Origin of the sequence: Zeaxanthinibacter enoshimensis, assembly GCF_004362865.1 — a bacterium.
GTDB lineage: Bacteria > Bacteroidota > Bacteroidia > Flavobacteriales > Flavobacteriaceae > Zeaxanthinibacter > Zeaxanthinibacter enoshimensis.
The window spans coordinates 994,989-1,015,034 of record NZ_SNYI01000002.1 but is presented as its reverse complement, the minus strand read 5'-3'; the positions used below and the strand labels follow the sequence as shown (position 1 = coordinate 1,015,034).

20 protein-coding genes are annotated in these 20,046 nt (G+C 46.2%); all 20 read left to right on the top strand.

Annotated features, from left to right (window positions below; all coding sequences use genetic code 11):
• The first annotated feature begins 16 nt into the window (after positions 1–16).
• Entirely contained in the window at positions 17–1,255 is a 1,239-nt protein-coding gene (locus CLV82_RS10640; protein ID WP_133644278.1) for an HD domain-containing protein, read from the top strand.
• 142 nt (positions 1,256–1,397) lie between these two features.
• On the top strand, positions 1,398–2,423 hold the full coding sequence (lpxD, locus tag CLV82_RS10635) for a UDP-3-O-(3-hydroxymyristoyl)glucosamine N-acyltransferase (RefSeq protein WP_133644277.1): 1,026 nt from the start codon (positions 1,398–1,400) through the stop codon (positions 2,421–2,423).
• A gap of 4 nt (positions 2,424–2,427) precedes the next feature.
• Entirely contained in the window at positions 2,428–3,816 is a 1,389-nt protein-coding gene (locus tag CLV82_RS10630; protein ID WP_133644276.1) for a bifunctional UDP-3-O-[3-hydroxymyristoyl] N-acetylglucosamine deacetylase/3-hydroxyacyl-ACP dehydratase, read from the top strand.
• A 1-nt stretch (position 3,817) separates the two neighbouring features.
• Complete coding sequence (gene lpxA / locus CLV82_RS10625) at positions 3,818–4,603, top strand: acyl-ACP--UDP-N-acetylglucosamine O-acyltransferase (RefSeq protein ID WP_133644275.1); 786 nt, start codon at positions 3,818–3,820, stop codon at positions 4,601–4,603.
• A 6-nt stretch (positions 4,604–4,609) separates the two neighbouring features.
• On the top strand, positions 4,610–5,176 hold the full coding sequence (gene efp, locus CLV82_RS10620; RefSeq protein WP_133644274.1) for an elongation factor P: 567 nt from the start codon (positions 4,610–4,612) through the stop codon (positions 5,174–5,176).
• 36 nt (positions 5,177–5,212) lie between these two features.
• On the top strand, positions 5,213–6,142 hold the full coding sequence (locus CLV82_RS10615) for a UDP-3-O-(3-hydroxymyristoyl)glucosamine N-acyltransferase (RefSeq protein ID WP_133644273.1): 930 nt from the start codon (positions 5,213–5,215) through the stop codon (positions 6,140–6,142).
• Positions 6,143–6,219: 77 nt separating this feature from the next.
• Positions 6,220–7,092 (top strand): succinate--CoA ligase subunit alpha, encoded by an 873-nt coding sequence (sucD, locus tag CLV82_RS10610; RefSeq protein ID WP_133644272.1) that lies wholly within the window; start codon positions 6,220–6,222, stop codon positions 7,090–7,092.
• 165 nt (positions 7,093–7,257) lie between these two features.
• A complete protein-coding gene (gene fabG / locus CLV82_RS10605; RefSeq protein WP_133644271.1) occupies positions 7,258–8,004 on the top strand; it encodes a 3-oxoacyl-[acyl-carrier-protein] reductase in 747 nt (248 codons plus the stop codon).
• A 69-nt stretch (positions 8,005–8,073) separates the two neighbouring features.
• Entirely contained in the window at positions 8,074–10,110 is a 2,037-nt protein-coding gene (locus CLV82_RS10600; protein ID WP_133644270.1) for a VWA domain-containing protein, read from the top strand.
• 14 nt (positions 10,111–10,124) lie between these two features.
• Positions 10,125–10,940, top strand: coding sequence for a prohibitin family protein (locus tag CLV82_RS10595; protein WP_133644269.1), 816 nt, complete (start codon positions 10,125–10,127; stop codon positions 10,938–10,940).
• Positions 10,941–11,142: 202 nt separating this feature from the next.
• Complete coding sequence (gene hisG / locus CLV82_RS10590) at positions 11,143–12,000, top strand: ATP phosphoribosyltransferase (RefSeq protein WP_133644268.1); 858 nt, start codon at positions 11,143–11,145, stop codon at positions 11,998–12,000.
• A complete protein-coding gene (hisD, locus tag CLV82_RS10585) occupies positions 11,997–13,310 on the top strand; it encodes a histidinol dehydrogenase (protein WP_133644267.1) in 1,314 nt (437 codons plus the stop codon). Before hisG ends, hisD begins: the two co-directional genes overlap by 4 nt.
• 3 nt (positions 13,311–13,313) lie before the next feature.
• Positions 13,314–14,366, top strand: coding sequence for a histidinol-phosphate transaminase (gene hisC / locus CLV82_RS10580; RefSeq protein WP_133644266.1), 1,053 nt, complete (start codon positions 13,314–13,316; stop codon positions 14,364–14,366).
• Positions 14,366–15,514, top strand: a complete 1,149-nt coding sequence (gene hisB / locus CLV82_RS10575; protein ID WP_133644265.1) for a bifunctional histidinol-phosphatase/imidazoleglycerol-phosphate dehydratase HisB — start codon at positions 14,366–14,368, stop codon at positions 15,512–15,514. Before hisC ends, hisB begins: the two co-directional genes overlap by 1 nt.
• Positions 15,515–15,556: 42 nt before the next feature.
• Positions 15,557–16,138: an imidazole glycerol phosphate synthase subunit HisH gene (gene hisH / locus CLV82_RS10570; protein ID WP_133644264.1), complete on the top strand. Its 582-nt coding sequence runs from the start codon at positions 15,557–15,559 to the stop codon at positions 16,136–16,138.
• Positions 16,135–16,911 (top strand): 1-(5-phosphoribosyl)-5-[(5-phosphoribosylamino)methylideneamino]imidazole-4-carboxamide isomerase, encoded by a 777-nt coding sequence (hisA, locus tag CLV82_RS10565; protein WP_133644263.1) that lies wholly within the window; start codon positions 16,135–16,137, stop codon positions 16,909–16,911. Before hisH ends, hisA begins: the two co-directional genes overlap by 4 nt.
• On the top strand, positions 16,908–17,414 hold the full coding sequence (locus tag CLV82_RS10560) for a DinB family protein (protein ID WP_133644262.1): 507 nt from the start codon (positions 16,908–16,910) through the stop codon (positions 17,412–17,414). Before hisA ends, CLV82_RS10560 begins: the two co-directional genes overlap by 4 nt.
• Position 17,415: 1 nt before the next feature.
• Complete coding sequence (gene hisF, locus CLV82_RS10555) at positions 17,416–18,171, top strand: imidazole glycerol phosphate synthase subunit HisF (protein ID WP_133644261.1); 756 nt, start codon at positions 17,416–17,418, stop codon at positions 18,169–18,171.
• A 40-nt stretch (positions 18,172–18,211) separates the two neighbouring features.
• Complete coding sequence (hisIE, locus tag CLV82_RS10550; RefSeq protein ID WP_133644260.1) at positions 18,212–18,808, top strand: bifunctional phosphoribosyl-AMP cyclohydrolase/phosphoribosyl-ATP diphosphatase HisIE; 597 nt, start codon at positions 18,212–18,214, stop codon at positions 18,806–18,808.
• A gap of 69 nt (positions 18,809–18,877) precedes the next feature.
• Complete coding sequence (locus CLV82_RS10545) at positions 18,878–20,032, top strand: vWA domain-containing protein (protein WP_133644525.1); 1,155 nt, start codon at positions 18,878–18,880, stop codon at positions 20,030–20,032.
• The last annotated feature ends 14 nt before the right edge of the window (positions 20,033–20,046 follow it).

The window sequence follows — 20,046 nt, the reverse complement described above, 5'->3', positions numbered from 1 at the left end:
TAAAGAGAACGTGATCTTGCGAAAATCGAAAAAGCTCAAAATTTTCAATGATCCAATTTACGGATTTATTGGAATACCGAATACGCTTATTTTTGACCTCATTGAAGCCCAGTACTTTCAGCGGCTGAGGAGGATCTCCCAGATGGGACTTTCCTACCTGGTGTACCCCGGTGCACATCATACCAGGTTCCACCATGCCCTTGGGGGGATGCACCTGATGCGGCAGGCCATACAGGTCTTGCGCTATAAACAGGTAGAAATTACAGAGGAAGAAGAATCCGGGTTGCTGGTCGCTATCCTTTTACACGATATCGGGCATGGACCGTTCTCTCATGCCATGGAGCACAGCATCATAGAAGGTGTTACCCATGAAACCCTTTCGGCCGAATTTATGAAAGCGCTGAACCAGGAGTTCGGGGGCAAGCTCAGCCTGGGAATAGAGATTTTTAAAGGCAACTATTCTAAAAAGTACCTCAACCAATTAGTGTCGAGCCAGTTAGATATGGATCGCCTGGATTACCTGAAGCGCGATAGTTTTTACACCGGTGTTGCCGAAGGAAACATTAATTCTGAACGCCTGATCACTATGCTTAACGTGGTCGACGGGCAGCTGGTAGTGGAAGAAAAAGGGATCTACTCCGTGGAGAAATTCCTGATGGCAAGAAGGTTTATGTACTGGCAGGTCTACCTGCATAAGGCCAGCCTTGTGGCAGAGCAACTCCTCATCAATATCCTGAGAAGAGCCAAGGAGCTTTATGGTCTCGGGCATAAATTACAGGCAAGCGTCCCGCTGTTGTATTTCCTGGAAAACAGGATTACCGGGTCTCACCTGGATAAAGAAGTTTTAGATCGTTTTGCTGCCCTGGATGATATAGACATCCTGTCTGCTATAAAAGCCTGGCAATACCACGATGATTTCGTCTTGTCTAACCTTTGCGGCATGCTGCTGCATCGCAAACTGCTTAGTATCAAGATAAAGAATAAACCAATAGACCTGGATAAGTTAGAAGCGAAATTCAGTAAGGTACAAAAGCGGTATAAGCTGTCAGCTGAAGAGTCCGCTTACTTTGTTTTCCATGGGGCTATCGAGAATAAAGCATACGACCTGGAACAACAGAATATTAATATTTTAAGGAGTAACGGGAAGTTGACTGATGTGGCCAAGGCATCAGACCACCTGAACCTCAAAGCACTCTCTAAAACCGTCACTAAATACTACTGCTGCTACCCTAAAAAGGGACATATTGGGCTCTGAACCAGCTCTTGCCGCCAGTTGATTTGTGGTAATTGACAGCCTGTTAAAAGAAGCGGGAGTTGCTGAGATACGGCTTCATTTCCATTCGGCATTTTTTCTTACTTTTGTCCCCATCATAGCGATATGAACTAAAATTTTATCATTGGAATTTACAGCGAGTCAGATTGCCGGAATTTTGGAAGGAAAAGTCGTTGGCGACCCGGAAACGGCCGTCCATAAACTGGCTAAAATAGAGGAAGGGGAGGAAGGTTCCCTGACCTTTCTCGCCAACCCCAAGTATACCCAGTACATTTACAGTACAGAAGCTTCTATCACGATCGTCAATAACGATTTTGAACCTGAACATGAGTTGAAGACTACCCTTATCAAGGTAGAGGATGCGTACAAGTCCTTTTCTAAATTACTGGAATATTACAACCAGGTTAAGTTTAATAAGAGCGGGATAGAAAATCCTGTTTTTATTTCGGATAGTGCCAAATACGGAGATGATCTTTATTTAGGTGCCTTTTCATACCTGGGTAATAATGTATCCCTTGGTAACAATGTTAAGGTTTTTCCGAATGTTTATATCGGAGATAACGTAGTGATCGGGAACGATGTGATCATTTTTCCCGGGGCTAAGATATATTCAGAAACCCTGATCGGGAATGGTTGCGTTATTCATAGCGGGGCTATTATCGGGGCAGATGGGTTTGGTTTTGCTCCCAACGCTGACGGAGAGTATAGTAAAGTACCGCAAACAGGTAACGTTATACTGGAAGATAACGTGGATATCGGGGCAGGTACTACTATAGACCGAGCTACCCTTGGATCTACCATCCTGAGGAGGGGAGTTAAGCTGGACAACCAGATTCAGATCGCGCATAATGTGGAGATCGGCGAGCACACGGCCATTGCAGCCCAAACAGGTATTGCCGGATCTACCAAGATCGGCAAGCACTGCATGATAGGCGGGCAGGTGGGAATCGTAGGACACATCGTTATCGGGGACCGGGTAAAGATTCAGGCACAGTCCGGCGTAGGTCGTAATGTGAAGGATGATGAAGTTCTTCAAGGCTCTCCGGCAATCAATTACGGGGATTATAATAAATCATATGTTCATTTTAAAAACTTACCAGGGATCGTGAACAGGATCCAGGAAATAGAAAAAAATATTAAGAGGGATTAAGAGAATGGCAAAGCAGAAAACTATCGCTCAGGAGGTAACACTGGAGGGTGTAGGCCTTCATACCGGGGAAAACGTAACAATGAAATTTGTACCTGCCCCGGAAAACCACGGTTTTGTTTTTAAAAGGGTAGACCTGGATGGGCAGCCCCTGATTGAAGCCGACGCTAATTACGTGGTCAACACACAGCGGGGAACCAACCTGGAAAAGAAAGGGGTCAAGATCCAGACATCGGAACATGTCCTGGCGGCCTTAGTAGGTATGGACCTGGACAACGTGCTGATTGAACTCAATTCTTCCGAACCCCCGATCATGGATGGTTCATCTAAATTCTTTGTTGAGGCCCTTGAGAAAGCGGGCATTGTAGAACAGGAAGAAGACCGGGATGAATACGTGGTTAAAGATGTGATCACCTATAAGGATGAAGTTAGTGGCAGCGAGATCACTGTTATCCCGGCAGATCAGTACCAGGTAACAACCATGGTCGATTTTGGCACCAAGATCCTGGGGACACAGAATGCCACCCTGGAGCAAATGTCGGATTTTAAAGAGGAGATCGCTTCGGCAAGAACCTTCAGTTTCCTGCATGAACTGGAAATGCTACTTGAAAACGGCCTGATCAAAGGAGGAGACCTTAATAATGCCATCGTATACGTAGATAAGGAGATCTCTGATGAAACCATGGTGAAGCTCGAAAAGGCTTTTAAGAAGAAGAAGCTATCGGTGAAGCCAAATGGTATCCTGGATAACCTGACACTGCACCACCCGAACGAAGCTGCAAGGCATAAATTACTGGACGTGGTAGGTGACCTGGCCCTGATCGGTACACGTATCAAGGGTAAAGTAATCGCTAATAAACCCGGGCACTATGTAAATACGCAGTTTGCCAAGAAGATCTCTAAGATCATCAAGGCAGAGAAGCGCAATAATATTCCGCAGTATGACCTGAGCCTGCCACCGCTTATGGATATCCACAAGATCATGAGTATGCTGCCCCACAGGCCGCCATTCTTGCTGATCGACCGTATCCTGGAACTTTCTGACGAACACGTGGTCGGAATGAAAAATGTTACCATGAACGAACCGTTCTTTGTGGGACATTTTCCCGGAGCACCCGTAATGCCAGGTGTATTGCAGGTAGAAGCTATGGCCCAGACGGGTGGAATCCTCGTACTAAGTACGGTGCCTGACCCGGAGAATTACCTGACCTTCTTTATGAAAATAGACAAGGTTAAGTTTAAGCAGAAAGTACTTCCCGGAGATACCCTTATCTTTCACTGCAGCCTGATCACCCCTATCCGCAGGGGAATTTGTCATATGCAGGCATATGCCTACGCTAACAATAAACTGGTCTGTGAAGCCGAAATGATGGCCCAGATCGCAAAAAAGAAATAATATGAATCAACCCCTGGCCTATATACATCCCGGAGCTAAGATCGCGAAGAACGTGGTCGTAGAACCCTTTACGACTATCCATAATAACGTGGTGATCGGGGAGGGAACCTGGATCGGGTCTAACGTCACCATCATGGAAGGTGCCAGGATAGGTAAGAACTGTAATATATTTCCCGGTGCTGTAATCTCTGCACCTCCCCAGGACCTCAAGTACAACGGGGAGGAAACGACAGTTGAGATCGGGAACAACGTAACGATCCGGGAATGTGCGACAATAAACAAAGGAACATCGGACCGGATGAAGACCGTGATAGGAGATAACTGCCTGATCATGGCCTACTGTCATATTGCTCACGATTGCCTGGTAGGAAAGAACTGTATCTTTTCTAACAATTCAACCCTTGCAGGGCACGTCACCATAGGTGATAATGTCGTACTGGCCGGTCTGGTAGCAGTGCACCAGTTTGTGGCGATCGGGAATCATGCCTTTGTGACCGGGGGATCCCTGGTGCGTAAAGATGTGCCCCCATTCGTCAAAGGAGCGAGAGAACCCATGTCTTATGTGGGGATCAACTCGGTTGGACTCCGCAGGAGAGGCTTCGCATCTGAAAAGATTCGGGAGATACAAAACATTTATCGTATACTGTACCAGAAGAATTACAACAACTCACAGGCGGTTCAGATCATAGAGGCCGAAGTAGAGGCCACCCCGGAAAGGGACGAGATTTTGCAATTTATCCGTGATTCACAACGCGGTATTATGAAAGGATACTTCAGTAACAATTAACACATTATGGCAAGCACATCAGATATCAGGAAAGGACTTTGCATCCGTTATAACAATGACATTTACAAGATCATAGAATTCCTGCATGTAAAACCCGGGAAAGGCCCTGCCTTTGTCCGGACAAAATTAAAGAGCGTAACTAACGGGAAAGTACTGGAAAATACTTTCTCTGCCGGTCATAAGATAGAGGACGTGCGGGTAGAGACCCGTTCTTACCAGTTCCTGTATGCCGATGGCAGCACTTACCATTTCATGAACACGGACGATTACAACCAGATCGCCTTACAGGAGAGCAGCCTGGATACACCACAGTTGCTGAAGGAAGGGGAGATTGTTACCATTCTTTTCAACACCGAAGATAGTATGCCGCTTTCTGTTGAAATGCCTGCCAGCGTGATCCTGGAGGTTACTGAAACCGAACCCGGTGTAAAAGGAAATACGGCTACCAACGCCACTAAACCGGCAACAGTGGAAACCGGTGCCAGGGTGAACGTACCTCTTTTTATTAACGAAGGGGATAAGATCAAAATAGATACCGAAAAGGGTAACTATATGGAGCGAGCCAAGGAATAATCCCGGGCTTTCCAGAAAACACAATAAAATCAGCTTATGAAATTTCCAAGAACCCATTCCTTAAAGGAAATAGCAGCGTTAATCGACGCAGGTTTCGTGGGTTCTGAAGATTTCCCGGTACAGGGCATGAACGAGATCCACGTGGTAGAACCCGGGGATATTGTCTTCGTGGACCATCCTAAGTATTACGATAAGGCGTTACAATGCGCCGCCACTGTAGTACTCATAAATAAAGAAGTGGAATGTCCTGAAGGAAAAGCCCTGCTAATATCGGATGATCCGTTCAGGGATTTCAACAAACTGAGCAAACATTTCAGACCTTTTAAACCCGCTTCCGAAGCTATTTCCTCCTCGGCCGTGATCGGGAAGAATACGGTCATCCAACCCAATGTCTTTATAGGGAATAACGTGGTGATCGGGGACGATTGTATTATCCATTCTAACGTTTCCATTTACGATAATACCGTTATCGGGGACAGGGTAAGTATACATGCCGGTACGGTACTGGGAGGCGATGGATTCTATTACAAGAACCGACCAGCCGGGTTTGATAAGCTGCTGTCCGGGGGTCGGGTAGTGATAGAGGATGACGTGGAACTGGGAGCAATGTGCTCCGTAGATAAGGGAGTTACTGGGGATACTACCATTAAAAGCGGGAGCAAACTGGATAACCAGGTACAGGTTGGTCATGACACGGTGATCGGAAGAAAGTGTCTTATTGCCTCACAATGCGGAATTGCCGGTTGCGTGGTCCTGGAGGACGAAGTCACTCTATGGGGACAGGTAGGAATTACCAGTGCTGTGACTATCGGAGCGAAAGCTGTACTTCTTGGGCAGTCAGGGGTGTCTAAAAGCCTTGAAGGGGGGCAAACTTATTTTGGAAGTCCTGCAGAACCGGCCCGGGAGAAAATGAAACAACTGGCCGCAATAAAACAGATGCCGGCTATAGTAAAAACAATTAGATAAACAATTGGTCTGAGAATTCTTTACCAATTGTCATCAAACCCATATTTTTGTGAAACTTTAAAACAAACAAAAAAATAATGAGTGTATTAGTCAACAAGGACTCCAAGATCATCGTCCAGGGATTTACCGGAAGTGAAGGAACCTTCCACGCCGAGCAAATGATAGAATATGGCACCAACATTGTCGGAGGGGTAACCCCCGGTAAAGGTGGGCAGGAACATTTGGGGAAACCTGTTTTCAATACAGTGGCAGAAGCTGTTGAAAAAGCAGGAGCCGACACGACTATTATCTTTGTTCCACCGGCATTTGCTGCAGATGCAATAATGGAAGCTGCCAATGCAGGAATCAAGGTGATCATTACCATTACCGAAGGAATTCCTGTCGCCGATATGGTGAAAGCATACGCTTACATCCAGGATAAAGACTGCCGACTTATCGGCCCTAACTGTCCGGGAGTTATCACCCCGGGTGAAGCTAAAGTGGGAATTATGCCCGGTTTTGTATTCGAAAAAGGGAAAGTCGGGATCGTCTCTAAATCCGGAACCCTTACTTACGAAGCTGCAGACCAGGTAGTGCGCCAGGGACTTGGAATAACAACTGCTATCGGTATCGGGGGAGACCCGATTATCGGTACTACTACTAAAGAGGCTGTTGAACTTCTTATCCAGGATCCTGAAACCGAATGCGTTGTCATGATCGGTGAGATCGGCGGCCAATTAGAAGCTGACGCTGCCAAATGGTACAAGGAAAGTGGAAGTAAGAAACCTATCGTCGGATTTATCGCCGGTGAAACTGCGCCTGCTGGAAGAACTATGGGTCATGCCGGTGCTATCGTAGGTGGAAGTGATGATACTGCCCAGGCGAAGAAACGCATCATGCGCGAATGCGGTATCCACGTAGTTGATTCTCCGGCAGAGATCGGTAAGAAAGTAAAGGAAGTTTTAGGATAAACTACATTCGAAATTTTATATAAAGATCCCGCATAACGCGGGATTTTTTTTAGCAGTCTGTAGAACAAGACTTATATTTGAGTAAGCGATCTGCTGCGGAACACAGGATGCCATGGTGCATTATATGCAAGAGGTCGGAAAACAGAATAACCAAATACAATTACAATGAAACTTTTAGACGGAAAAACAGCCATCATTACCGGGGCAAGCAGGGGGATCGGTAAAGGAATAGCCGAAGTATTCGCCGATCATGGCGCTAACGTTGCTTTTACTTACAGCTCCAGCGAAGGGCCGGCTCTCGAATTGCAGAAAGAACTTGAAGGAAAAGGGGTAAAGGCAAAAGCATATAAAAGTAACGCTGCAGATTTTAAAGAATCTGAAGAACTGGTGAACCTGGTGCTCGAAGATTTTGGCAGCATAGATATCCTTATAAATAATGCGGGTGTCACCAAAGACAATTTGCTGATGCGGATGAGCGAAGAGGATTTTGACAAGGTGATCGAGATCAACCTGAAATCGGTATTTAACATGACGAAGGCCATCCAGCGTACTTTCCTTAAACAGCGCAAAGGTTCTATCGTGAACATGAGCAGTGTAGTGGGTGTTAAAGGAAATGCAGGGCAGGCAAATTATGCTGCCTCTAAAGCCGGGATGATCGGTTTCACAAAATCTGTGGCGCTGGAACTGGGATCGCGGAATATCCGGTGTAACGCTATAGCCCCAGGGTTTATTGAAACAGAGATGACTGCGAAACTCGATGAAAAGACCGTCCAGGGCTGGAGGGATGCAATCCCGCTTAAAAGAGGAGGGACCCCGGAAGATATAGCCAATGCTTGTCTTTACTTGGCTTCTGACCTTTCAGCATATGTCACCGGCCAGGTGTTGAACGTTGATGGCGGAATGCTTACCTGATAAGGTACACATATAACCTCTCCCCGGAACAGGGGAGAGGTATATTTTATTCGCAGAGAACAGTATTACATGCAAACAGGTACCCTGGTTCTGATCATTTTAGCACTCCTACTTGCCCTGGTTTTAGCCTGGTTCCAGTATGGAAAACTTCGTGCTAATTTAGGAAACACGCTGTCCTGGATACTGGCAACACTTCGTTTTATTACCATAAGTATTATTCTCCTGTTGCTGATCAATCCGCAAATGATCCGCAATACTTACCAGGAATCCCGGCAGAACCTGGTCTTGCTCAGGGATAATTCCTCTTCCCTCGCAGATTCAGCTGCTGCAGAGCAGTTACAGCATAGCTATGAACTCATAACAGCGGACCGGGAAATACAACAGCGTTTCAACATCCATGAGTTTACGTTTGGCACAGAGTTGTCAGCCACCGATACGCTCAATTTCTCTGAGTCGGCCACGAATATACATGCAGCATTACAAGGTGTAATTGAACTCTTCAGAAAACAGGAAACAGCCGTAGTTCTTTTTTCTGATGGTAACCAGACTCTTGGAACGGATTATGAATTTCCTCCGGAGAAAGACCGTTTCCCCGTTTATACGGTCGCAGTGGGCGATACCACCCAATATGCAGATGTTTCTGTAGACCAGGTAAATGTCAATCAGTTCTCATTCCTGAATAACCAGTACCCGGTCGAGGCGTTTGTCTCCTATTCGGGTGACAGCCCTGTAAGAACCACACTTACTTTATTAGTTGATGATGTACCGGTTCACCGTGTAAACCTGGATCTGGACCCATCCGTTAACAGCTATTCTTACAGACATCTTCTGACGGCGGATAAAGTAGGATTTAAGAATATCAGTTTCGTTCTCAGTGCGTTGCCTAATGAACGAAACCAGGTTAACAACAGGCGTAAGGTAGTGTTGGAAGTGGTCGACGAACGGACAGAGATCGCTTTGATTTCCGAGCGTATGCATCCAGACCTGGGAGCCCTGATCAAGGTGATAGAGAGTAATGAACAACGGTCTGTATCTTTTTTAGGTCCGGATACGGATCCCTTATTACTGGAAGAGAAAGACCTGCTTATCCTATACCAGCCGACATCCCGGTTTAACAGGTTATATGAGTGGATGAAAAATAAAAATCCCAACCGGATGACCATCTCCGGTCCAAATACCGACTGGGATTTCCTGAACAATGCCCAGGATAACTTTCAGAAAGAGGTATTGGATGAGACCGAGAATGCCGTACCAATTCTGAATCCAGGTTTTGAGAAGTTTGATATCAGTGACTTTGAAATACGAAATTACCCGCCCCTCGATGTCAACCTCGGGGATATCCTGATCACAAAACCCCATGAGGTGTTATTAGGTCAGCAGATCCGGGGGATAGAGATAGAAGAGCCGCTCCTGGCGGTGATCACTAACGACCAGGCGCGTGAAGCGGTACTTTTTGGCGAACATATCTGGAAATGGCGAATGCAGGATTACAGGAACAATAATTCCTTTGAGAACTTTGACCAGTTCTTTAATAAGATCCTGAGGTATTTGAGCGACACCGCCTCCAGGGAAAGGCTGTCACTGGATTATAAAAATCTCTTCGAGGGAAATTCCCGGGCAATGGTTCGGGCCTCCTTCTTTGATGAGACCTATATATTTGATACCGGGGCTGAGCTATCGCTCAGGATAAGGAGATCAGGTGAGGAGAGCTATACCGAGATGCCCATGCTTCTGAAAGGGTCTTATTTCGAGGCAGATCTGAGCAACCTGCAGGCAGGAGATTATGAATTCACAGTGGCCGTACGGGGATATCCCAACAGCAAGTCGGGTCGATTTACCATCCTCGATTACGAAGTGGAGGACCAACTGGTTTCCACGAATTACAAAAAGCTGCAGCGGCTCAGCCAAAGGACCGGGGGAGGCCTTTACTTTCCTGCCCAGACCGACAGTCTTTTAAGGGTTTTGCAGGAGGATCCGGGCCTGAGTCCCGTACTTGAAAGCAAACAAAATGTCGTATCTTTGATAGAATTCGCCTGGTTACTGGCAATCCTTGCCCTGAGCCTGGCAGCCGAATGGTTTATTCGGAAATACAACGGACTAATATAAAATCAAAACAATCAATGGACAGACTCCCAAAAATTGCGTTACCCGCAGTATTTATTATCATTTTACTTATTATTCTTATCTCTAAATCAGCTGTCACCATCGGCTCCGGTGAGGCTGGAGTACTTTACAAGACCTTCGGTGGCGGAGTTGTGACCGATGAAGCTCCTTTAGGGGAAGGATTTCACATTGTCGCCCCCTGGAACAAGGTGTTTATCTACGAAGTAAGGCGGCAGGAACTTTTCGAAAAAATGAAAGTTCTTTCTTCGAATGGACTGGATATACAACTTGACGCATCGGCATGGTTTAAGCCCAAATACGATGAACTTGGAAAATTACACCAACAGATAGGAGACGGATACGTACAGCGGATCTTGTTGCCTACGATCCGTTCTGCGGCACGAAGTGTTGTTGGTCGGTATACCCCGGAACAACTTTACAGCAGCAAGCGTGATGCCATACAAAAAGAGATCTTTGAGGAAACCAAGAAGATCGTGGATAACCAGTTTATCGTTCTTGATGAAATCCTGGTGCGGGATGTCACCCTTCCTCCGACGATCAAGGATGCGATCGAACGTAAATTAAAACAAGAACAGGAGTCGCTGGAATACGAATTCCGCCTCGAAAAGGCTGACAAGGAAGCGCAGAGACAGCGTATAGAAGCCCAGGGAAAGGCTGACGCGAATAAGATCCTGAGTGCCTCTTTGAATGAGCAGATCCTTCAGGACAAAGGAATAGAAGCCACCCTGAAATTGGCGCAATCCCCTAATTCTAAGGTAGTGATCGTGGGCTCCAGTAAAGATGGGCTTCCCTTAATTCTGGGAAATAATTAGGATATTATTTTTATCAAATAAAAATATGTTATAATTTTACTTGCCTAATGAGAAACCAGATCACACATCATCATTTCTATACTTGCCCTCAAGCGAGCTAGAAGTGTATTGTTGTACATCAAAATATATTCTAACCCGTTTGAGCAATCAAACGGGTTTTTTTATTGGTAGTGGGAAAAAAATTAACAGCTATAAAGAGAACATGAACAAGATCAGAATTGCTATCCAGAAAAGCGGAAGACTGAATGAGGACTCCCTGGCGCTCCTTAAAGACAGCGGGATCTCTATTGATAATGGTAAGGACCAGCTAAAGGCATCTTCCCCGAATTTTCCTATGGAGGTATTTTACCTCAGGAACGGGGATATCCCGCAATACCTCCGTGATGGGGTAGTAGATATAGCTATTATAGGGGAGAACGTGTTGGTCGAAAAAGGAGAGGATATAGAGATCGCTGAAAAACTGGGTTTTTCCAAGTGCAGGGTCTCCATGGCTGTCCCAAAAGGACAGTCCTATAAGAGTATGGCCGATCTTTCAGGGAAGCGGATCGCCACCTCTTACCCGAATACCGTGAATTCCTTCCTTGAGAAGAACGGGATAGAAGCAGACCTTCATATTATTACCGGATCTGTGGAAATAGCACCGAATATCGGGCTCGCCGATGCGATCGTAGACATCGTATCCAGTGGTAGTACCTTGTTCAAGAACAACCTTAAAGAAGTAGAGGTACTTTTAAAAAGTGAAGCCGTGCTGGCAGTTTCCCCGGGCATTAAACCTGAAACCAGGGAAATCCTGGAGCAATTGCGTTTCCGGATACGATCCGTACTTAAGGCGCAGCAGTCTAAATATGTTCTGATGAACGCTCCCAATGATAAACTTGACCGCATACTGGAATTATTACCAGGAATGCGTAGTCCTACTGTTCTTCCCCTGGCTGAAGAAGGGTGGAGTTCAGTACATACGGTTATCAACAAAGATACTTTCTGGGAGGTGATAGATGAATTAAAACGGGCAGGAGCAGAAGGAATCCTGGTGTGCCCAATTGAAAAGATGGTGTTATGAAGGTAATCAGAGAACCGGGAAAAGAACAATGGGAAGAAATACTTGCCAGGCCAACCCAGCGTTTTGAGCAGTTAGAAGATACTGTCAGGGAGATATTTAAAGAGGTTCAGCAACAAGGCGATAGAGCGGTATTAAAATTCACCGCTAAATTTGATGGTTTAGAGCTGGACCACATGAAAGTACCCTCCGATGTAATAGAATCAAGGGCCAAAGACGTGCCTGATGCCCTGAAACAAGCTATAGAACTCGCCAAATCTAACATTACTAAGTTTCACAAAGCCCAAATCAGCGAAAGGGTTTCTGTGGAAACCAGTCCAGGTGTCCGGTGCTGGCAGGAAAAGCGACCTATAGAAAAGGTAGGGCTTTATATCCCGGGGGGAAGCGCCCCTCTTTTCTCTACGGTTCTGATGCTGGCGATACCCGCCAGGATTGCCGGATGTAAAGAAATCATTCTTTGTACACCCCCGTCCCGGGACGGAGAAATTGACCCGGCCATTTGCTATGCAGCAAAAAGCTGCGGGATAGATAAAATTTTTAAAGTAGGGGGCATCCAGGCCATTGCGGCCATGACTTTTGGCACCGAAACTATTCCTGCGGTATATAAGATATTCGGGCCAGGCAACCAGTACGTTACCGTTGCAAAACAATGGGCAACGCGTTACGGTATTGCTATTGATATGCCCGCCGGACCCAGTGAATTAATGGTGGTTGCCGATGAGAGCGCAGATGCGGCATTCGTAGCTTCAGACCTGCTGAGCCAGGCGGAACACGGTCCTGACAGCCAGGTGATCCTTGTGGCTACCTCTGAATCCCTGCTCAGCTCAGTGGCAGGAGAGCTGAAGGAACAATTATCACTATTGCCAAGGAAAGACATTGCGGAAAAGGCAATCAGCAACAGTAAATTCATTTACGTTACAACAGAGGAACAAGTGGCGGAGCTTATCAATGCATACGGCCCTGAACACCTCATTGTCTGTATGGAGGCAGAGGAGTTTATCGTAAACCGGATCATCAATGCAGGATCTGTATTCCTGGGGAATTACACTCCCGAAAGTGCCGGGGATTACGCCTCGGGCACGAATCATACCCTGCCGACAAATGGGTATGCCAGGCAGTACAGCGGGGTGAACCTGGATAGTTTTACTAAAAGCATCACTTTCCAGAAGATCACGGCGGATGGTATGGAAACTATAGGTAGTGCCATAGAGATAATGGCCGAAGCAGAAGGACTGCAGGCGCATAAAAACGCTGTGACCCTCCGGCTACGCGAGATCGCAAAGAACAACCCTGAATCCGCTTTAAATAACTAAAAGATGTCTCAAGTATTCAATATTGAAAAGCTGGTCCGGGAAAATGTCCGGAAGATGAAGCCCTACGCTTCTGCCCGGGACGAATATCATTCGGATGGGTCCGAGATGGTATTTCTCGATGCGAATGAAAATCCTTTCGATAATGGCCTTAACCGGTACCCGGATCCCCAGCAATGGAAGGTGAAAAAAAGCTTGGCCTCCATCAAGGACGTTTCGGAAAAGCAGATTTTGCTTGGAAATGGAAGTGATGAAGTCCTGGACCTGTTGTTCAGGGCGTTTTGCGAACCGGGGCAGGATAACGTGATCACACTCCCACCTACCTACGGGATGTACCAGGTGCTCGCTAATATCAACGCTGTGGAAAACAGGGAAGTATTACTGCGCAAAGATACACTGGAGCCCGATGTGGAGGGCATCCTGGAAGCAGCTGATGAGCAGACCAAACTTTTATTCTTCTGTTCCCCTAACAACCCAACCGGGAACCGGTTTTCCGATGAAACCATCCGGCAATTGCTGGGTTCGTTTAACGGGCTCGTGGTGATCGATGAAGCCTATATCGATTTTTCAAAGGAAGGCAGTTGGCTCCGGGAACTCGGCAACTATCCTAACCTGGTCATTACACAGACATTTTCAAAAGCCTATGGTCTTGCAGGTCTGCGGCTTGGTATATGTTATGCATCCCGAGATATCATCGCGGTCCTGAATAAGATAAAACCCCCTTATAATATTAATGCCCTGACCCAAAGAAGGGTAGTGGAGGCCCTGGCTGATACGGGATCGGTAAAACGGGAAATTGAAACCATCGTTTCTGAGAGAATACGGCTCATCCCACTGCTTGCTGAAATTCCTTTTGTCAGTGATATCTATGACTCTGATGCTAACTTTGTACTGCTCCGGGTAGATGATGCGAACAAGAGGTATACACAAATGCTGGAACGTGGATTTGTACTCAGGAACAGGTCTACGCAACCCCTTTGCAATAATACCCTCAGGATAACTATAGGTACCCCAGAGGAAAATCAGAAGCTGTTGAATGCTTTAAAAACATTGAGGTAATGGAAAATCAATTAAAAAAGAAAGTACTTTTTATAGACCGCGACGGAACCATGATCAGGGAACCTGCGGATGAGCAAATAGACAGTTTTGAGAAGCTGCAGTTCTATCCCGAGGTATTCCGCTACCTGGGGAAAATAGCTTCTGAACTCGATTATGAGCTGGTGATGGTCACTAACCAGGATGGTTTAGGTACAGACTCTTTTCCCGAAAACACTTTCTGGCCTGTACAGGATTTTATAGTGGAAGCTTTTAAGAACGAAGGAGTAGAGTTTTCAGAGATCTGTATAGACCGTACTTTTCCAAAAGATAATGCGCCAACCCGGAAGCCAGCTACAGGACTGCTTACAGCATTTCTTGAAGGCCCATACGATCTGGAAAATTCGTTCGTGATCGGGGACCGGCTAACCGATATCGAGCTCGCCAAAAATTTGGGAGCACAGGGCATATTTATAAATGACAAAACCTTTTTGGGTACCGATGAAATTTCTGTCGATGAAAAAGACCTGGATCAGTATATCGCACTGGAAACCAATTCCTGGAAACGCATTTACGAATTCCTGAAATTAGACGACAGAACCGCGGCCATACATCGCAAAACCAACGAAACCGATATAAAGATAGAGTTGAACCTTGATGGAGCGGGAAAGAGCAAGATCAGCACAGGATTGGCCTTCTTTGACCATATGCTGGACCAACTGGCTCGCCACGGGCAGATGGATCTTACCATCGATGTCAAGGGAGACCTTGAAGTAGACGAACACCATACCATAGAAGATACTGCAATTGCCCTGGGCGAAGTCTTTCACAAGGCACTCGGTAATAAACTGGGAATGGAACGTTATGGGTTCTGCCTGCCTATGGATGATTGCCTGGCCCAGGTCTCCATAGATTTTGGCGGCAGGAACTGGTTGGTCTGGGAGGCCGATTTTAAACGTGAAAAAGTAGGCGACATGCCTACAGAAATGTTTCTGCACTTTTTTAAATCATTTTCAGACGGAGCAAAGGCAAACCTGAACATTAAGGCCGAAGGGACCAACGAACATCACAAGATCGAAGCTATCTTCAAGGCCTTTGCCAAAGCAATTAAAATGGCGGTTAAACGGGATGCCGATAAGATGGTACTTCCCAGCACAAAAGGAGTACTCTAATATTAAATAAGGAGCAGGAAAGCATTCCTTAGTAGCAGACCTATGAAATTAGTTATTATAAATTACGGTGCCGGGAACATCCAGAGCATCAAATTTGCATTCGAACGGTTGGGATACACAGCAGTACTCAGTGATGATCCTGATGAAATAGCCGCTGCCGATAAGGTAATATTCCCCGGGGTCGGCGCTGCAGGCAGTGCCATGGAAAAACTTAAAGCCAGTGCATTACATACGCTGATTCCTGAACTCACCCAGCCCGTGTTAGGAATATGCCTTGGCATGCAACTAATGTGTAATTATTCCGAAGAAGGAAATACGCAAGGGCTGTCTATCTTTGACGTCCCTGTGAGACGTTTTAACCAGGGACAAAAAGTACCGCAGATAGGCTGGAATAATATCGAACAACTGTCGTCGCCATTATTTAAGGGGATAGAAGAGGGATCTTATATCTATATGGTGCATAGTTACTATGTACCTCTTTGCGAACAGACTATAGCCCGTTCTGAATACGGACCGGTATACAGCGCTGCCCTGAGAAAAGATAATTTCTACGGGGTACAGTTTCACCCGGAAAAAAGCAGTGAAGTGGGTGAGAACATATTGAAAAACTTTTTAGCATTATGAGGATAATTCCGGCCATAGATATCATAGACGGCAAATGTGTCCGTCTGTCCCAGGGAGATTACAATACCCAGAAAGTATACGATAGCAATCCCCTGGAGGTAGCGAAACGCTTCCAGGATCACGGGATTAAATACCTGCACCTGGTAGACCTGGATGGCGCTAAAGCCAGCCATATCGTTAACCACAAGGTCCTGGAAAGAATTACGTCGGGCACTTCGCTCAGAGTTGATTTTGGTGGAGGTATCAAAACTGATGAAGACCTGCGGATCGCATTGGAGAGTGGTGCATCCCAGATCACCGGGGGTAGTATAGCGGTAAAGGACCCGGAAACCTTTGAAGGCTGGATCTCTACCTATGGCCCTGATAAAATTATTCTCGGCGCCGATGCCCGGAATGAACAGGTAGCCCTGGCCGGATGGCTGGAAGATTCCGGGGTAGACCTGGTTCCTTTTATTCAGAAATACCTGGAGAAAGGAATACAATATGTTATCTGCACGGATATTTCCAAAGATGGTATGCTGCAGGGGCCGGCCTTTGATTTATACCGCAAGATCATTGACAAAACTGCGAAACTGGAGACCAAAATAGGAGCTAGCGGGGTTGAGGATTTCCTGGTGCCCCAGGTCAGGTTAATCGCCAGCGGTGGTATCTCATCCTTCGGGGAATTACCCAGGCTGCAGGCCATAGGATGTGAAGGCGCTATTATCGGGAAAGCGATATATGAAAACCGGATAAGTCTTAAAGAACTGGAACAGTTTATCTTAGCCCAATGAGAATGATAATAGAAGACTTCAAAGAAAGCAGTTGCCATTACCTGGACCAGGGAGAAGAGAAAGTAAGGAAGAGCTTTGATTTTCTTGATGAGGAGGATGTCTGGAAAAAACCAAATACAGCCCTCAACAGTATGGGAAACCTGCTGTTACACCTCCAGGGAAATATCAGTCAATATATCATTTCATCTCTTGGAAAAAACCCGGATACCCGGCAACGGGATGAGGAATTTCAAAGCAACCCGGGTTATTCCAAAAAGAAATTACTAGAAGATTTTTCCGGCACTGTTGCCAAAGCCAAAGAGATCATCAGAAATTGTCCGGAGGAAGAGCTACTGAGGATCCGCCGGGTACAGGGTTTTGAATTATCCGGTACGGCCATTGTGATCCACGTCACGGAACACCTGTCTTACCACGCGGGGCAGATTGCTTTCTGGACCAAATTCCTGAAAGAACAGGATCTCGGTTTTTACAAGGGGACTAATTTAAATAGGAAGAACGAATAGCATGCTGACCAAAAGAATTATACCCTGCCTGGATATTAAGAACGGCCGTACTGTGAAAGGGATCAATTTTGTAGACCTGAAAGACGCCGGTGATCCTGTGGAACTTGCCGCTGCTTACGCCAGGGAAGGAGCAGACGAACTGGTTTTTCTGGATATATCGGCAACAGAGGAACGCAGGAAGACACTCGCAGAACTGGTACTGAAAGTAGCTGAAAAAGTAAATATCCCGTTTACCGTGGGTGGCGGGATCTCTTCAGTAGAGGATGTGGACATCCTTTTACAGAACGGGGCTGATAAGATATCAATAAATTCATCTGCCGTTAAAAACCCGGATCTCATCAATAAGCTGGCCGATAAATTTGGCTCCCAATGCGTCGTGGTAGCAATAGATGCCAAACAGGTCAATGGGAAATGGAAAGTTCACCTGGTGGGAGGAAAGGTACCTACGGATATCGACCTGTTCGAATGGGCAGCAGAAGTTGAACAAAGGGGCGCGGGGGAGATATTATTCACTTCGATGGATCATGACGGGACGAAGGATGGCTTCGCCAACGAGGCTTTGTCAAGGTTGTCTGTGAGTCTCAATATCCCGATCATTGCTTCAGGTGGAGCGGGAAATATCGATCATTTTGCAGATACCTTTACTACAGGGAAAGCCGATGCTGCTCTTGCGGCAAGTGTCTTTCATTTTAAAGAAATTGGTATCCATGAACTGAAATCTTCCCTCAAAGCAAAAGGGATTCCAGTTAGGATATAGTAAACAAAAGACGGAAGGAATAACCAGATACAAAAACAGAATGAGTATAGATTTCACCAAGAGCGAAGACGGGCTGGTACCCGCGATCATACAGGATGCCGATACCCGAAACGTCCTAATGCTGGGTTATATGAACCAGGAGGCTGTTTCAAAAACGCTGGAATCCCGGAAGGTCACTTTCTTCAGCAGGAGCAAGCAACGACTCTGGACCAAAGGTGAGGAAAGTGGGAATTTCCTGAACCTGGTATCCCTGAAAATGGATTGTGACCAGGACGCCCTGCTTATTAAAGTAAACCCGGAGGGGCCTACTTGCCATACCGGCAGCGATACCTGCTGGAATGAAGACAACAGCAGCAATGAGAATTTTTTATCAAAACTGGAATCTGTGATCGCTTCCAGGAAGGCAGATATGGAAAACCAGCAGAGCTATGTGGCTTCATTATTCAGGGACGGAATTAATAAGATTGCACAGAAGGTTGGGGAAGAAGCGGTGGAGACCATCATTGAAGCTAAAGATGAGAACGAGGAACTTTTTCTGAATGAAAGTGCAGACCTTCTCTTCCATTATTTGATCTTATTACAGGCCAAGGGCTACCGGCTGGAAGATGTGGTTAAAGTCCTGCAATCGCGGCATTGACCGCAGTTCTTAAAGGTTAAGGTTTCTTAAATCTTAGAACCATTTTATGAAATGTCTTATTTTTATGAAATGGCTATGAATATGAAAAAAGGGTTCCGGTTCTCCTCCTACGAAGCACCGGAACTATCTCCCTTTGATAAACTTTTCGAAATTTTCCAGGAACTTATCACTCACACTTCCGGGGACGTTGAGGAGGCATTAGACTGGTTGCGTGAACTGGATAAGGAATACGAACTCACCACCGAAGAATATACCATAGATGATTTTATCGAGGACCTGAAGGCCAAGGGTTTTATCCAGGAAGAATTTGAGCCCGGTGATGGCGATGGGAGTGAAGGTGAAGAAGGAGACGGAGGTCGTGGTGTTAGATCAATTACTGCGAAAATGGAACGACTGATCCGGAAAAGAGCCCTGGACCAGATCTTCGGAAAATTGAAACGAAGTGGATCGGGGAATCACAAGACCGGTGCGTCGGGTCGTGGTGACGAACACACCGGCGATTTTAAGGAATATCATTACGGAGATCCGCTGGAGCGAATCTCTATGACCGAGAGCCTGAGAAACGCCCAGATCAACCACGGGATGGACGAGTTCACTATGAACGAGAACGACCTTGTGGTCGAAGACACGCACCACAAGGCACAAATGAGTACCGTACTCATGATCGATATCAGCCATAGTATGATCCTTTACGGGGAGGACCGGATCACCCCGGCTAAGAAAGTAGCTATGGCGCTAGCCGAATTTATTACTACGAGGTATCCTAAAGACACCCTGGACATCCTTGTCTTCGGGAACGATGCATGGCCTATCTCCATCAAGGAACTACCATACCTGAAAGTTGGCCCTTATCATACCAACACGGTAGCCGGTCTTCAATTAGCCATGGATATGCTCAGGAGGAAACGGAACACCAACAAACAGATCTTTATGATTACGGACGGGAAACCGAGTTGCCTGCGTTTACCGGATGGACATTACTACAAAAATAGTGTTGGTCTGGACGATTTCATTGTCGAGAAGTGCTACAATATGGCAAGACAGGCACGGAAACTTCACATCCCGATCACCACCTTTATGATCGCACAGGATCCTTACCTGCAGCAGTTTATAAGACATTTTACGGAAGCGAACCGGGGTAAGGCTTTCTTTACCGGCCTGAAAGACCTGGGTGGAATGATATTCGAGGATTATGAACAGAACCGGAAAAGAAGGATCAAATAAATAGTTAGAAAAAG

Coding starts and splice junctions, on each gene's coding strand:
- CLV82_RS10630 (WP_133644276.1), top strand. CDS start 2,428: ATGGCAAAGCAGAAAACTATCGCTCAGGAGGTAACACTGGAGGGTGTA.
- lpxA (WP_133644275.1), top strand. CDS start 3,818: ATGAATCAACCCCTGGCCTATATACATCCCGGAGCTAAGATCGCGAAG.
- efp (WP_133644274.1), top strand. CDS start 4,610: ATGGCAAGCACATCAGATATCAGGAAAGGACTTTGCATCCGTTATAAC.
- CLV82_RS10615 (WP_133644273.1), top strand. CDS start 5,213: ATGAAATTTCCAAGAACCCATTCCTTAAAGGAAATAGCAGCGTTAATC.
- sucD (WP_133644272.1), top strand. CDS start 6,220: ATGAGTGTATTAGTCAACAAGGACTCCAAGATCATCGTCCAGGGATTT.
- fabG (WP_133644271.1), top strand. CDS start 7,258: ATGAAACTTTTAGACGGAAAAACAGCCATCATTACCGGGGCAAGCAGG.
- CLV82_RS10600 (WP_133644270.1), top strand. CDS start 8,074: ATGCAAACAGGTACCCTGGTTCTGATCATTTTAGCACTCCTACTTGCC.
- CLV82_RS10595 (WP_133644269.1), top strand. CDS start 10,125: ATGGACAGACTCCCAAAAATTGCGTTACCCGCAGTATTTATTATCATT.
- hisG (WP_133644268.1), top strand. CDS start 11,143: ATGAACAAGATCAGAATTGCTATCCAGAAAAGCGGAAGACTGAATGAG.
- hisD (WP_133644267.1), top strand. CDS start 11,997: ATGAAGGTAATCAGAGAACCGGGAAAAGAACAATGGGAAGAAATACTT.
- hisC (WP_133644266.1), top strand. CDS start 13,314: ATGTCTCAAGTATTCAATATTGAAAAGCTGGTCCGGGAAAATGTCCGG.
- hisB (WP_133644265.1), top strand. CDS start 14,366: ATGGAAAATCAATTAAAAAAGAAAGTACTTTTTATAGACCGCGACGGA.
- hisH (WP_133644264.1), top strand. CDS start 15,557: ATGAAATTAGTTATTATAAATTACGGTGCCGGGAACATCCAGAGCATC.
- hisA (WP_133644263.1), top strand. CDS start 16,135: ATGAGGATAATTCCGGCCATAGATATCATAGACGGCAAATGTGTCCGT.
- CLV82_RS10560 (WP_133644262.1), top strand. CDS start 16,908: ATGAGAATGATAATAGAAGACTTCAAAGAAAGCAGTTGCCATTACCTG.
- hisF (WP_133644261.1), top strand. CDS start 17,416: ATGCTGACCAAAAGAATTATACCCTGCCTGGATATTAAGAACGGCCGT.
- hisIE (WP_133644260.1), top strand. CDS start 18,212: ATGAGTATAGATTTCACCAAGAGCGAAGACGGGCTGGTACCCGCGATC.
- CLV82_RS10545 (WP_133644525.1), top strand. CDS start 18,878: ATGGCTATGAATATGAAAAAAGGGTTCCGGTTCTCCTCCTACGAAGCA.